Annotated in this window: 13 protein-coding genes; 8 read left to right on the top strand and 5 right to left on the bottom strand. The window is 65.7% G+C overall.

Going from position 1 to position 12,999, the window contains the following annotated elements; all coding sequences use genetic code 11:
• Positions 1 to 152: 152 nt before the first annotated feature.
• Positions 153 to 1,439, bottom strand: a complete 1,287-nt coding sequence (locus tag ACSU1L_RS08945; RefSeq protein ID WP_438252510.1) for an adenylosuccinate synthase — start codon at positions 1,437 to 1,439, stop codon at positions 153 to 155.
• 266 nt (positions 1,440 to 1,705) lie between these two features.
• Between ACSU1L_RS08945 and ACSU1L_RS08940 the strand changes: the two genes are divergently transcribed.
• The 8 genes from ACSU1L_RS08940 (at position 1,706) to ACSU1L_RS08905 (ending at position 8,985) form a co-directional block, all read left to right on the top strand.
• On the top strand, positions 1,706 to 2,431 hold the full coding sequence (locus tag ACSU1L_RS08940) for a Pr6Pr family membrane protein (protein WP_439255489.1): 726 nt from the start codon (positions 1,706 to 1,708) through the stop codon (positions 2,429 to 2,431).
• Between the two features lie 374 nt (positions 2,432 to 2,805).
• Complete coding sequence (locus ACSU1L_RS08935; protein ID WP_439255604.1) at positions 2,806 to 3,771, top strand: AAA family ATPase; 966 nt, start codon at positions 2,806 to 2,808, stop codon at positions 3,769 to 3,771.
• Between the two features lie 6 nt (positions 3,772 to 3,777).
• Positions 3,778 to 4,680, top strand: a complete 903-nt coding sequence (locus tag ACSU1L_RS08930) for a DUF58 domain-containing protein (RefSeq protein ID WP_439255488.1) — start codon at positions 3,778 to 3,780, stop codon at positions 4,678 to 4,680.
• The gene (locus tag ACSU1L_RS08925) at positions 4,667 to 5,158 is read left to right on the top strand and encodes a hypothetical protein (protein WP_439255487.1); all 492 of its coding nucleotides are present in this window, start codon (positions 4,667 to 4,669) and stop codon (positions 5,156 to 5,158) included. Before ACSU1L_RS08930 ends, ACSU1L_RS08925 begins: the two co-directional genes overlap by 14 nt.
• A complete protein-coding gene (locus ACSU1L_RS08920) occupies positions 5,149 to 6,135 on the top strand; it encodes a VWA domain-containing protein (protein WP_439255486.1) in 987 nt (328 codons plus the stop codon). Before ACSU1L_RS08925 ends, ACSU1L_RS08920 begins: the two co-directional genes overlap by 10 nt.
• Positions 6,132 to 7,133, top strand: coding sequence for a vWA domain-containing protein (locus ACSU1L_RS08915; protein ID WP_439255485.1), 1,002 nt, complete (start codon positions 6,132 to 6,134; stop codon positions 7,131 to 7,133). The genes ACSU1L_RS08920 and ACSU1L_RS08915 overlap by 4 nt, the downstream gene beginning before the upstream one ends.
• On the top strand, positions 7,130 to 7,885 hold the full coding sequence (locus ACSU1L_RS08910; RefSeq protein WP_439255484.1) for a hypothetical protein: 756 nt from the start codon (positions 7,130 to 7,132) through the stop codon (positions 7,883 to 7,885). Before ACSU1L_RS08915 ends, ACSU1L_RS08910 begins: the two co-directional genes overlap by 4 nt.
• Positions 7,879 to 8,985 carry a hypothetical protein gene (locus tag ACSU1L_RS08905; RefSeq protein WP_439255483.1) on the top strand — a complete coding sequence of 369 codons (1,107 nt, stop codon included), beginning with the start codon at positions 7,879 to 7,881 and terminating at the stop codon, positions 8,983 to 8,985. The genes ACSU1L_RS08910 and ACSU1L_RS08905 overlap by 7 nt, the downstream gene beginning before the upstream one ends.
• Before the next feature lie 31 nt (positions 8,986 to 9,016).
• Here the strand turns inward: ACSU1L_RS08905 and ACSU1L_RS08900 are convergent, their stop codons facing one another.
• The 4 genes from ACSU1L_RS08900 to ACSU1L_RS08885 are packed head-to-tail and all read right to left on the bottom strand — an operon-like array spanning position 9,017 to position 12,880.
• Positions 9,017 to 10,483, bottom strand: coding sequence for a sodium/solute symporter (locus ACSU1L_RS08900; protein ID WP_439255482.1), 1,467 nt, complete (start codon positions 10,481 to 10,483; stop codon positions 9,017 to 9,019).
• Positions 10,480 to 10,929 (bottom strand): hypothetical protein, encoded by a 450-nt coding sequence (locus ACSU1L_RS08895; protein ID WP_439255481.1) that lies wholly within the window; start codon positions 10,927 to 10,929, stop codon positions 10,480 to 10,482. The genes ACSU1L_RS08900 and ACSU1L_RS08895 overlap by 4 nt, the downstream gene beginning before the upstream one ends.
• The gene (locus tag ACSU1L_RS08890; protein ID WP_439255480.1) at positions 10,926 to 11,672 is read right to left on the bottom strand and encodes a LytR/AlgR family response regulator transcription factor; all 747 of its coding nucleotides are present in this window, start codon (positions 11,670 to 11,672) and stop codon (positions 10,926 to 10,928) included. The genes ACSU1L_RS08895 and ACSU1L_RS08890 overlap by 4 nt, the downstream gene beginning before the upstream one ends.
• Positions 11,669 to 12,880, bottom strand: a complete 1,212-nt coding sequence (locus ACSU1L_RS08885) for a sensor histidine kinase (protein WP_438252499.1) — start codon at positions 12,878 to 12,880, stop codon at positions 11,669 to 11,671. The genes ACSU1L_RS08890 and ACSU1L_RS08885 overlap by 4 nt, the downstream gene beginning before the upstream one ends.
• Positions 12,881 to 12,999 lie beyond the last annotated feature (119 nt).

The following is a 12,999-nucleotide window of genomic DNA, read 5'->3' as shown; positions in this document are numbered from 1 at the left end:
ACCATACCTGACACCTCGCCGAAGTGCTCGATCTGGGAGGTGTCACGAATTGCCGCATCCGCCGCGATTCAGTGACCATACCGGACACCCCGCCTGCTGGGCGCGGCCCGCACAGCGCGAGCAGGCTCCACCCACAGCGCGACCGGTGCCTGTCAGTCCACGAGGTCGTGGCGGACGATCACCTGATCGCGAGCAGGGCCCACGCCGATCACCGAAATACGCGTCTTGCTCATCTTCTCGAGCGCGAGCACGTAGTCCTGGGCGTTCTTCGGCAGATCCTCGAAAGTGCGGGCCTTCGAGATGTCCTCGGTCCACCCGGGGAAGTTCTCGTAGATCGGCTTCGCGTGATGGAAGGCCGACTGGTTCACCGGCACATCGTCGAAGCGCTCACCATCGACGTCGTAGGCGACGCACACCGGAATCTGCTCGAGCCCGGTGAGGATGTCGAGCTTGGTGAGCACGAGGTCGGTGATGCCGTTGATGCGAGTGGCGTAGCGGGTGATCGGGGCGTCGTACCAACCGACGCGGCGATCACGACCGGTGGTCACGCCGAACTCGGCGCCGGTCTGACGGAGCCATTCACCGGTCTCGTCGAAGAGCTCGGTCGGGAAAGGCCCGGAGCCTACGCGCGTCGTGTACGCCTTGACGATGCCCACGATGCGGTCCAGGGATCCCGGTCCGACGCCGGATCCGGCTGCCGCGCCCGCAGCCGTCGCCGTGGACGACGTCACGAACGGGTAGGTGCCGTGGTCGATGTCGAGCATGGTGGCCTGGCCGCCCTCGAACACGACGACTTCCCCGCGCTCGAGCGCTTCGGCGATGAGGTGACCGGTGTCGGCGACCATGGGGCGCAGCCGCTCGGCGTACGACAGCAGTTCTTCGACGATCTCGTCGACCGTGACCGCGCGGCGGTTGAAGATCTTCACCAGCAGGTGGTTCTTCTGCTCGAGGGAGCCCTCCACCTTCTGGCGCAGGATGCTCTCGTCGAACAGGTCTTGCACACGGATGCCGACACGGTTGATCTTGTCGGCGTACGCCGGGCCGATGCCGCGGCCGGTGGTGCCGATCTGACGCTTGCCGAGGAAACGCTCGGTGACCTTGTCGAGGGTGCGGTGGTACTGCGTGATGATGTGCGCGTTGGCGCTCAGCTTGAGCTTGGACACATCGATTCCGCGCTCGGACAGCGCGTCCAGTTCCTGGAAAAGCACCTCGGGGTCGACGACGACGCCGTTTCCGATCACCGGCGTGACGCCAGGAGACAGGATGCCACTGGGCAGCAGATGCAGCGCATACTTCTCGTCACCGATGACGACCGTGTGCCCGGCGTTGTTGCCGCCGTTGAACTTCACCACCCAGTCGGTGCGGTCACCGAGCAGATCGGTAGCCTTTCCCTTGCCCTCGTCGCCCCACTGGACTCCGACGATCACAATTCCTGGCATGGGTGAACCCCCTGGGTTTTGCCTGTGCTTTCGCCGGGCTTGCACCGGCAGATGAGCTGGCCCGATTCGGGCTCTTCTATCTTAGCGAACGGGCTGTGCGTGCCGTCCGTTGACGCTCGCGCCGCTGCTACCTGTCCGCTCCGGTCGCAGTACCTGCCCCGCTCCGGTCGCATTACCTGCCCCACTCCGGTCGCAGTTGACGCTGCTATTCCGGAGTAATAGCGACACGAAGTGCGACCGGAGGTTACAGTTTGCGCGGAGGAACAATGACTCGCTGGTGGCCATACGTGCGATTCGGCGCCGCGGGGCTCACTCTCGCCGCCATCATCGCCCAGCTCTCTTTGACGGTCGCCAACAGCCGCGCTGCCCCGACCGAATGGGGATCGCACATCCCGACCGTCGTCACGAACTTCCTCAGCTTCTTCACGGTCCTGTCGAACCTTCTCGGCGCCATCGTCCTGGTGATCCTCGCGGTCTGGACTCTGACAAGGGGGCGTGACCGCCGAGTCGAACCGCGCGGACTGGCCGTGCTGCTGACCTGCGTGAGCACGTACATGATCGTCACCGGCATCGTCTACAACACGCTGCTGCGAAATGTCGAGCTCCCCCAGGGCATGACCGTGCCGTGGTCGAATGAGGTGCTGCACGTCGTGTTCCCGCTTTTCCTACTGGCCGATGTGCTGTTCGCGCCGAAGCGTCGGCTGCTGCCGTGGAGCACCGTGGCCGTGGCGGCCATCTTCCCCGTCGTGTGGGCGGGGTACACGCTCATCCGCGCGAACCTCATCATCGCCCCGGCGAGCGGAGATCCGTGGTGGTACCCGTATCCGTTCCTCGACCCGCATCTGCAGGGTGGATACCTCGGCGTGGCCGGCTACATCGTCGGCATCGCCCTTGCGATCGTCGCGGTCGCCGCGTTCGTGGTGTGGGTCGGCCGCCGGCGCGGCGCTCCCGACGGTGTTGCGGTCGTGCCCGCCGCTCCGGTCGCACTTTAGGTCGCTAAAAGCGCGTTAGAGCAGCACGAAGTGCGACCGGAGCAGCAGCAGGGCGCACGGGTTACCCTTTTCAACGGGGGACAGAAGCCGCGCGTCTCCCGGATGCAACTGAGGAGACCCAGATGACCCAGCCCCACTTCGCTTCGAACAGCGGTTCGTCGGCTCCGCCCCCGCCGCCACCACCGGCTGCAGCGCCGATCACATCGGTGCCGACGGGTGTAGAGATGGGCTCCGCCCCTTCGACAAGCTCAGGGAACGGTTCGGCGCCAGGGAACGGTTCGGCGCAGGCAGGGAACGGTTCCGCACCAGGGAACGATTCGGTGCGAGCGCGCGGCGCGGCGCCAGCGGCCGAGGCAGGACCCAGCGACGCGGAGATGGCGCGCGCGAGCGAGGTCCTGCGGGTGATCTCCGACGCGTACTCGGCGAAGATGGTCGGTCAGGAGCGGCTGCGCACCAGCCTGCTGGTCTCTCTCATCGCCGGCGGCCACATCCTGCTCGAATCCGTGCCCGGCCTGGCGAAGACCACCGCCGCGTCCACCCTGGCCGACACGATCAAGGCCAGCTTCAAGCGCATCCAGTGCACGCCCGATCTCCTGCCCAGCGACATCACCGGCAACCAGATCTATGACGCGGCGAACAGCTCGTTCCGCACGGTCCTGGGTCCGGTGCACGCGAACTTCGTGCTGCTCGACGAGATCAACCGCTCCAGCGCCAAGACGCAGTCCGCGATGCTCGAGGCGATGCAGGAGCACCAGACCACCATCGGCGGAGAGGTGCACCACCTGCCGAAGCCCTTCCTCGTCATCGCCACGCAGAACCCCATCGAGCAGGAGGGCACCTATGAGCTGCCCGAGGCGCAGATGGACCGGTTCCTGCTGAAGGAGATCGTCGACTACCCGAGCCCCGCCGACGAGTTCGAGATCCTCGGACGCATCGATTCGGGCGTGCTCGACCCGGAACGGCACGTCGCCAGCGCCGTTTCCCTGGACGACGTACGGATGCTGCAGGACGTGGCATCCCGCATCTATGTGGATGACGCGATCCGCAACTACATCGTCTCGATCGCGTATGTCACCCGTAACCCCGGCCCCTACATCGGCGAGGATCGCGCCCGCTACATCAAGTACGGTGCCAGCCCCCGGGCGAGTATCGCGTTTCTGCAGGCGTCCCGCGCGCTCGCGCTGCTGGGCGGCCGCACGCATGTCATCCCGGAAGACATCCGCACCCTCCGCCATGTCGTCCTGCGCCACCGGGTGCTATTGACGTTCGAAGCGGATGCTGAGGGCATCCGCAGTGAAGAGATCATCGACCAGATCTTCGGCGCGGTGCCGACGCCGTAGTCCGCCATGGCCAGTCTGATCACCCAGGTGAAGAGCAAGCTCTTCATCCACTCATCGCAGAAGTCGATGCACGCGCTCGATGGCGCCTACGCATCGCTGCTGCACGGGCGCAGCCTCGACTTCGAAGACCTGCGCGCGTACGAGTACGGCGATCAGGTGCGCGACATCGACTGGCGTGCGACGGCTCGGCTCGGCACTCCCCTGGTCAAACGCCACCGCGCCAACCGCATGCACACCGTGCTGTTCGTCGTCGACACCGGGCGCGGGATGACAGCACTCGCCCACGATGAGCGACCGAAGAAGGACCTCGCAATCCTGGCGATGGGAGCCCTCGGGATCCTGGCGCTGCGCCACGGCGACGACTTCACCCTCGTGCATGGCGACAGTGCTCGTATCCGGCATCGCGCTCCCGGGCGTAGCGAGGGCGCCCTCGAACACGCCCTCCGCACGATCGACGACGCGGTTTCAAGCACCGCCGCGCCCAGCGACCGTGATGCGCTGCTCTCATTCGTCGCCCGCACGATCGCGCGCCGCTGCATCGTGGTCGTGATCACGGACGATGCTCCGGTCACAGATGGAACCGAGCGGATGCTGCGCCGACTCCGCGCGCAGCATGACGTGCTGTGGGTCACGCTGAACGATGCCGACCCGGTGCTTCCCTCCGACAGGCGCCGCGCGCGGGACGGCCGTCGCCGACGCGATGTGGACACCCGCTGGAGCGTTCCCGACTTCGTGCACGGCGACCATGAGGTGCTGGACGAGCTGCAGGCGCAGACGCTCGCGGCCGCCGAGCACCGCACCCGGCTCCTCGATCGGCTCGAAATCAGCCATGCCACCCTCGACACTCAGGATGACGCGGTCGCGCAACTGCTGCGCATGCTGAACCGGAGGGCGCATGTCCGCTCCTGACGAGCTCTATCCACCCGCCCAGTACGGCTGGGGATGGTTGCTGCTGGCTCTGGCTGTGTTGGCGCTGCTGTGTCTGGCGGCATGGGTGCCGATCCTCCTCACCCGCCCGCGGCGAGGCCTCGTCGCCCTGGATCCGCAGCAGCAGCGCATACCTCTCACGGGCGAAGCGCTCAATATGCTCCGAATGGAATATGACGTCCGCATCGGTCAGATCGAGGCGGACTACCGGGCCGGATCGCTATCGGCTCGGAGGGCGAACCTCGAACTCAGCCGTGTGGTGCGCACGTTCGTCAATGAGTACAGCGGCCTGGAAGCCCCGGTCCTCGCGCTCGAGGACCTCAAGAAGCTCGGTGTCCAGCCCGAACTCATCGACGCGATGAACCGGTACTACTACCCAAGCATCTTCCGCCGCGATCCGGCCATCGACCCGATCGCCGGTGTGGAAGCCGCACGCAGGGTGGTGGCGTCGTGGCACTAGCGAACTGGTGGATGCTCCTCATCGCCGCCGCCATCATCCTGACAGCGATCGCGATCGGCCTGATCCTGGGCCTGCGCCGCAGTGCGCGCCACAACAGCGCCCCCAGTGCACCCATCGCCCGCGCGGAGCGGCTGCGAGAACTGGGCTCATTCCAGCAGGCTGTGCGTCGGCGCACGGCGGCCCTCGTCGGCGTGCTCGCACTGGGTGTCGTTGCTGCATCCGTCGGCGGGGTCGTCGCCGCGCGTCCGATGTCATCCGAGACGATCCAGCCCGTCAACACCAGTCGTGACATCATGCTCTGCCTGGATGTCTCCGGCTCGATGAGCGATGTCGACGTCGAGGTGCTCGCCGTTTTCGAGGAACTGCTCAGCGGGCTCGAGGGCGAGCGCATCGGACTCACCATCTTCAACTCATCTCCGGTGCAGGTGTTTCCGCTGACCGATGATTACGACTTCATCCGCACGCACCTGGAGAGCATCCGGTCGAGCTTCGACTACATGGAGGAGATCCCCGAGCACTGGGTCGGCACCCTCAACGGCCCCGGCGCCTCCCTCATCGGCGACGGCCTGGCCTCGTGCGCCATGCGCTTCGATCATCTCGATGACGAGCGCAGCCGGTCGATCATTCTGGCCACGGACAATGAGGTCGCCGGAGCATCCATCGTCAGCCTCGAAGAAGCAGCCGCCTATGCCGCATCCGTCGGTGTGCGCGTCTTCGCACTGAACCCGGTGCAGGGTGTGAACACGCAGATCAGTGACGAGCTGATCGCTGCGACCGAGGTGACCGGCGGCCAGACCTACGGGCTGCGCGACACCACAACGGTCGCAGACGTCATCCGGGACGTTCAGGAGCAGGATGCCACGCAGCTGCGCGGGCAGGCGCAGGTGGTGTGGACGGACACACCGAACCTGTGGATCGCGGTGCTGCTGGTCGCCGGGCTCGGATTCGTCGTGCTGCTGTGGAGGGTCAGACTGTGATCTTTCAACCCGTCCTCAACGTCTTCCTGCTGGTGCTGCTGTTCGCACCGGTGGTGTTCCTGGTGATCTGGATGCTGGTCGCACCCCGGCCCGTCGGCAAGACGCCACGCTGGCTCTGGGCACTGCGACTGGTGCTGCTGCTCGCCTGTTTTGCGATGCTGCTGCGTCCAGGCATCCCCGGCGGCACGACCCAGACTCTCGCCACTCAGACCGATATCGTGATCGTCGTCGACACCACCGCGAGCATCGTCGCCGAGGACTGGAACGGCACCGAACAGCGGCTGGAGGGCGTCCGTGCCGATGTGCAGTCCATCGTCGACGAGTACCCCGGGGCGCGCTTCGCGCTGATCACGTTCGATGCGACATCCGAACTGCGTCTTCCGCTGACGACCGACACCACCGCACTGATGTCGTCGCTGGAGATCCTGCATCCGGAAGTCACATCGCAATCACGCGGCAGTTCGATCGGCATTGCCAGCGGGATGCTGCGCGAAACGCTCGCGGCGGCGGCGGAGTCGGCATCCGATCGCTCGCGCATGGTGTTCTACCTCGGCGACGGCGAGCAGACGGCCACGAGCGAACCGGAGTCATTCGCGGGTAGCGCGCAGTATGTCGACACGGGTGCGGTGCTCGGATACGGCACCAGCCAAGGTGGGCCGATGAAGATCACGACCGGAGACGTCACCGGACTCGGCGGCGACTACATCGAGTATCTGGGCGCGCCTGCCCTGTCAGTGATCGACGACGCAAACCTGCAGACCATCGCCGGTGAACTCGGCGTGAGCTACCAGTTGCGCACAGCAGACACCGCGATCGACCTCCCGGAAGCGCCGACGACGACCACGACGTATTCGGATGCCGGGTCAGTCGGCAATGTGATCGAGCTCTACTGGATCTTCGCTCTCGTGCTCGTCGTGCTGCTGGGCGTGGAACTGGCACGAGCGACCATGCTCATTGCGCAGATGCGCGGGCTGGCGATGAGAGGAGGTGCCCGATGACCTCCGAAGCGGCCGCTCTGATCGCGTCGAATCGCCGCCGTCGCACCGTGCGGCGCTGGGTGATGATCGGCACTCTGCCGCTGACGCTGGCGGCGCTGCTGTTCGTAGGCAAGCTGCTGAGCATGTACGCCTTCGCGCACCAGGCCGTCACCTCCTACGTCGTCGCGGACTATGCGGGTGCGCAGGCGGCGGCCGAGGGTCAGGAGTTTCTCAACTGGTTCGAGCCGTACAAGGCCCCCTACAACGTGGGCACCGCTCTGGCCGGCGCTGACGAGCTCGATCGTGCACGCGTGAAGTTCGAGGAGGCGCTGCCGCTGGCGAACGGACTCGAGGTGTGCGCCGTCCGGGTGAACCTCGCGCTCGTCATCGAACGGCAAGGGGACGCCGCCCTCGACGACGGTGACGGGATCGGTGCGACCGATCTGTACGGTCAAGCGCTGCTGATCACGGCGGAGACTCCGAAGGAGTGCAACAGCGACGAGGCCGATCGGCAGTCGCCTGATCCGGATCGCAGTATGCAGGACTCACTCGACGAGTTGGGTGATCGTCTGCAGGAGAAGCAGCAGCAGAGCCAGCAGCCGCCGCCGGAAGGTCAGGGCGACGAGGGTGGCGAGGAGGACCAGCCGCAGCAGCCCGATCAGGACAAGCTCGACGAGCTTCAGGAGAAGCTCGAGCAGGGCGCCGAGGAGCGCGAACAGAATCAGCAGGGCGAGCAAGATACCCCCGGCGGCGGGACGGATAAGCCATGGTAGAGCCGCAGCGCGCCCGCTACGTTGCCGATGCGGCCGGCGCTCCCCCGGTACCGCCGCCCGGTGGTTATCACGGCGCTCGTCGCACCGATGGTTCAGCCCCGTATGGCACGCCGCCATCGCCGATCGTCAGTTCGATAGCGGAAGCGGCCCGAGCGCAGCGGCAACCGGCGAATGCGATCGGTTGGGCGGCGCTGGGATCGGCGGTCCTGTTCGCACTGATTCTGCTGGCCACCCTGCTCTCCGGCGGCACCGACCTGCTTTACGGCGTCACGCTGCTGACGCTGCAACTGGTCGTGGTCGGGGTCGTGATCGCGGCGCTGGCTTCACCACGAGGTCGGATGCTCGGGGCATCCGCCCTGGTCATCACCCTGCTGCTGAATGTGGCGACGGTCGGAGCGATGAGCGCTGTGCAGACGTCAGCATCGGGCAGCTATCAGGGCGAGAAGACCGCGGATCAGAAGCACGCAGAGGCTTTTCCGGGAATCAAGGGCACATCGGCGAACACGGTCCTCGGTCAGATGTCTCTGGAGCAGGTGCAGCGCCTCAGTAACGAAGCGCTGGCTGAAGTCCGTGAGCGGCTGACATCGCGGTATGGCTACACCTGGACCCAGGCGGGCGACGAGGTGCTGCGGCCGGAGCGCAACGGTTACGGCGGCGAGTCGATGCTGGTGCAGTACACCTCGGCGTCGTGGATGACGAAGGAGCCCATTCAGGACTACGAGCAGAAACTCATGGTCCTGGCCGTCATCGAAGAGGTGCTCACCGACTACGGCATGTACGACCTGTACTCGTTCAACGATCCGGCATCCGGGTTGGATGACACGATCCTGGAGCGCTTCTACGGCAGCACCGACCCGTACACCCAGCACACCTGGGAGGCGTACACCGACAACTACCCCGACCCGATGCGGTTCTACGCGGTGACGTACGACCTCTCCAACGACCGCACGGGCGAGTTCCTCGGCGAGCGCCAGGCGCAGCACGACCGAACCGGCGAGCCGCTGGAGGGTCTGCAGATCTACTTCCTGGCACCGGAGCTGCTCAGCGAGGCCGATCAGGCAGAGTTCCAGGAGCGGATGCAGGAGTACCCGGGGTACTGAGCCGGTCGCCTCCTGCGAGGCCCGAGCAGCGTCATCTGGACTCTGGCACGTGCAGGCGGGTGAGGAACGCGTCGGTGTCGCGCGGCACGCCGCGACGGTCACCGCGAGAGACAAACACCATCACGATCACGGAGATTGGCACGGTCCAGGCCGCTGGCTGCTCGAGAAACGGAGCCAGGGCAGGGACCACCGACGACAGCAACGGACCCCCGAGGATGGCGATGCCAGAGAGCGACGCCCCCGCAAGCATTCCCGAGACTGCGCCACGAGCAGTCAGACCGCGCCACCATATTCCGAGAATCAGCATGGGGCACAGCGTTGATGCCGTAAACGCGAAGACGAGCCCAACGCTGCCAGCGAGGCCCGCGGAATCGGTCGCGAGCGCAACAAGAAGCGGGATGAGTGACGATGCGATCGCCGCGATGCGGAAACCGCGCACACTACCGCCGAGCAGGTCTTGGCTGATCACACCCGCGAGCGAGACGACGAGGCCTGACGACGTTGAGAGGAAGGCAGCGAACGCGCCGGCGATGACCAGCGCCGTGAGCAGGTCGCCGACGAGGCCTGGAATGAGACGGCCGGGCAGTAAAAGCACGAGGGCATCAGCCTCGCCCGAAAGAGCCAGATCCGGCGCGAATGCCCGCCCGAGCAGCCCGAATGCGGTGGGGAAGAGGTAGAACACCGACAGCAGGGCGAGCACGATGACGGTCGTACGTCGGGCTGCAACACCATCGGGATTCGTGTAGAAGCGCACAAGCACGTGGGGCAGACCGAGAGTGCCCAGCAGCAGCGCGACCATGAGTGACACGGTGCGGTAGATATCAAGGTCACCGGGACCGACAGCCGGTGGAAATGCCTCGGCCGGCGTGAGCTGTTCGGGCGGGTCGCCGCCACCGAGCACGAGCAGGAGTACGACGACCGGCACGGCGAGCGCTGTCAGCTTCAGCCAGAACTGAAAAGCCTGCACGAAAGTGATCGAGCGCATGCCGCCCGCCGCGACGATGACGGCGACCAGTACGGCAACCGCGACCGAACCGGCCCATGACGGCAGTCCCGTCGTGATGCGCACCGTGAGCGCCGCTCCCTGCAACTGCGGCACGATGTAGAACCACCCGATAACGATCACGAGCGTCGAGGTGACGCGTCGCGCCCACCTCGATTCGAGGCGCGCCTCAGTGAAGTCGGAGATCGTGTACGCACCTGACCGTCGCAGCGGAGCTGCGACGAAGAACAAGAGCATGAGGTAGCCGCCCGTATAGCCGATCGGAAACCACAGGCCGTCAGAACCCTGCAACAGGATGAGCCCGGCGATGCCGAGGAACGAGGCCGCAGAGAGATACTCGCCACCGATGGCCGAAGCGTTCCACCACGGCCGCACCGTGCGCGAAGCGACGTAGAAGTCGCTCGTCGTGCGCGAGATCCGTAGACCAAAAAAAGCGATGAGTGTCGAGGTGAGGGCGACGGCGGCGATCGCCGCGTAGCCGATGAAAGAGTTCACTCCGGCTCCGTCAGTGAGCGGTAGCGTGCCTCGTTGCGCGACGCGACGCGCACGTAGAGACCTGCGACAGTGAGCGTCAGGGGGTAGATGCCGACGCCGAGCAGCAGCCATGACACCGGAACACCGAAGAGATAGCTCGAATCAAGGCCAGGCACCAGCACGATTGCGAGCACGAAGAGCGTCGTGGCGACCACGAATCCTACGGCGAAGACGACCGCGAGTCGCAGTTGCGAGCGGATGAGTGAGCGTACGTAGACACCCGCAATATCGCTGGTGGGCCCGAGAAGACCCAGGTGCGGTAACGGGCGAGTGGTTGCTCCGGCCACACCGGTACTGGGAGCCGTGACGCGCACGCGTGCGGGCGTGCTCGCGGGTTGCTCAGGCGATCCGTCGCCCTCACCAGACTCTGGCACATCGTCCTCACCGGACGCTGTCATATCGTTCATTGCCGCGGGCGGATGACCGCCTGGTCGAGTCGGGAGCGTAGCGCCGGCAGCAGCCGCCGACTCACCGGCAGTTCGGCTTGTCCGATAGTGACACTCGGCCGGTCGCCTCCCAGCCGAATCCGGCTGAGATGCGGCAGTGACACGAGATAGGAACGGTGCACCCGCGCGAAACCAGCATCCGCCCATTGCCGCTCAAGATCCCCCATCGGCACTCGCACGAGATAGCTCGCTTCCTCCGTGTGCAGCCGGGCATAGTCGCCCTGCGCCTGCACATATCGCACGTCGTCGAGTCGAATCATCCGGGTCGTACTGCCGAGAGTGACCGCAATCATTTCAGGCGCGGCGGATGCTTCGTCGCTCATCTGTCGCGCCTGACCCACCTTCAACGCCTCAACAATACGACCGATCGAACGGTGCAGCCGCTCGGTACGAACGGGCTTGAGTAAGTAGTCGACCGCAGCGAGGTCAAAGGCCTCGAGCGCTCCTTCTTCGTCTGCAGTAACGAACACGAGTACCGGACTGCGCTCGAACCGGGCAAGCGCCCGCGCGAGGTCGAAGCCCGTAAGCCCCGGCATGTGAATATCGAGAAATGCCGCATCCACCGACTCCCTGGCCAGCAGACGGATCGCCTCTGACCCGGACGACGCCTGATGGATCACGCCTACCCGGGGGTCTTGCGCAAGCAGGAACGCAAGCTCAGTAATAGCGGGCTGCTCGTCATCGGCGATGAGCACGGAGATCATGATTCACCTCTCCCGTCGGTGGATGCAGGGACCGTGGGACGCCTCGGCCCCGATTTCGGCACTCGCATGCGCACGAGCGTACCGGCACCGATGTTCGTCTCGACCACGAGGCCGAACTCGTCGCCGTATACCTGGCGCAGGCGCGCGTCGACATTGCGCACTCCCACATGCTCACCGTCGGCCGGGCCGCCAGCGAGCACCAGGGCGAGCACCTCGGGGTCGATGCCGACGCCGTTGTCTTCAACGCTGATGTCGGCGAAGGCGCCAGAGTCCGCGGCCGTGATCGTGATGCGTCCACCACCCTCTTTCGATTCGAGGCCGTGTCGCACAGCATTCTCAACGAGCGGTTGAATGGAGAGGAACGGCACGACCGTTGGCAGCACCTCAGGTGCAACTTGCAGGGTGACTTTCAGCCGCTCGCCAAAACGGGCCCGCTCCAGTCGCAGGTAGCTGTCGATCGATCGCAGTTCTTCTGCGACGGTCGTGAAATCACCGTGGCGTCGGAACGAGTAGCGAGTGAAATCAGCGAACTCCAACACGAGCTCGCGTGCCTGTGTGGGGTCGGTGTTAATGAACGACGCGATCGCGTTCAGGGAGTTGTAGATGAAGTGTGGGCTGATCTGCGCGCGCAGCCCCCGCACCTCCGCCTCGGCGAGCGCCGCACGCGAGGCATCAAGTTCGCCGAGCTCCACCTGTGCCGCGACCCACGCGGCTACTTCCCCTGTGGCCCGTACAAGACCCGCGCGCACAGGCGAAGAGAAGGCAACGATCGCCCCGAGCGGGCCGGTGCTTCCGCGGATGGGTGCAGCGACAGCATCCATCTCTCCGGCGGCAATGCGAATACGTCGCTGCACCTGCAATCGATTCCCCGCGGATGCTGCAGCGCCAAGGCGTTCAGCGACAGGACGGATGGCCTCGTCTCCATCAATGGCGATAATGCCGGAGCGGTCGGCGATCGCGAGGCTCTCGCACCCGAGCAGAGCGCGAAGGTGCTTGACCGCCAAGGCCGCGTCAGTCTCGTCAATGCCCCCGCGCAGATGCTCCGCCGCCCGCGATGCCAGATGCAGCGTCTGGTAAGTCGCCTGCTCAGCTTCGGTGCCGAGGTCTTTCGAGGTGCCGACGATACGACGCAACAACAGCACGAGCCCGACTGCGAGCGCACCGGCCAGCGCACCGAGCGCGGCAGCGGCAAGCATCGACTCCGGCATGCACGACAGCGTAACCGCTCATCGCTCGTCGTCCACTCATCATTCGTTCGTCGGCGTCCTCCTGCCGTTCGTCGCACCATGACCGCCGTTCAACGACGACGAACGGCGCGCGCCCCATG

The sequence above is a fragment of the Microbacterium sp. A94 genome, assembly GCF_051842855.1.
In the GTDB taxonomy this organism is placed as follows: Bacteria; Actinomycetota; Actinomycetes; order Actinomycetales; family Microbacteriaceae; genus Microbacterium.
This window is presented reverse-complemented; position numbering and strand designations above follow the sequence as displayed.

Coding starts and splice junctions, on each gene's coding strand:
- ACSU1L_RS08935 (WP_439255604.1), top strand. CDS start 2,806: ATGGCGCGCGCGAGCGAGGTCCTGCGGGTGATCTCCGACGCGTACTCG.
- ACSU1L_RS08940 (WP_439255489.1), top strand. CDS start 1,706: ATGACTCGCTGGTGGCCATACGTGCGATTCGGCGCCGCGGGGCTCACT.
- ACSU1L_RS08895 (WP_439255481.1), bottom strand. CDS start 10,929: ATGAACGATATGACAGCGTCCGGTGAGGACGATGTGCCAGAGTCTGGT.
- ACSU1L_RS08925 (WP_439255487.1), top strand. CDS start 4,667: ATGTCCGCTCCTGACGAGCTCTATCCACCCGCCCAGTACGGCTGGGGA.
- ACSU1L_RS08945 (WP_438252510.1), bottom strand. CDS start 1,439: ATGCCAGGAATTGTGATCGTCGGAGTCCAGTGGGGCGACGAGGGCAAG.
- ACSU1L_RS08910 (WP_439255484.1), top strand. CDS start 7,130: ATGACCTCCGAAGCGGCCGCTCTGATCGCGTCGAATCGCCGCCGTCGC.
- ACSU1L_RS08930 (WP_439255488.1), top strand. CDS start 3,778: ATGGCCAGTCTGATCACCCAGGTGAAGAGCAAGCTCTTCATCCACTCA.
- ACSU1L_RS08905 (WP_439255483.1), top strand. CDS start 7,879: ATGGTAGAGCCGCAGCGCGCCCGCTACGTTGCCGATGCGGCCGGCGCT.
- ACSU1L_RS08885 (WP_438252499.1), bottom strand. CDS start 12,880: ATGCCGGAGTCGATGCTTGCCGCTGCCGCGCTCGGTGCGCTGGCCGGT.
- ACSU1L_RS08890 (WP_439255480.1), bottom strand. CDS start 11,672: ATGATCTCCGTGCTCATCGCCGATGACGAGCAGCCCGCTATTACTGAG.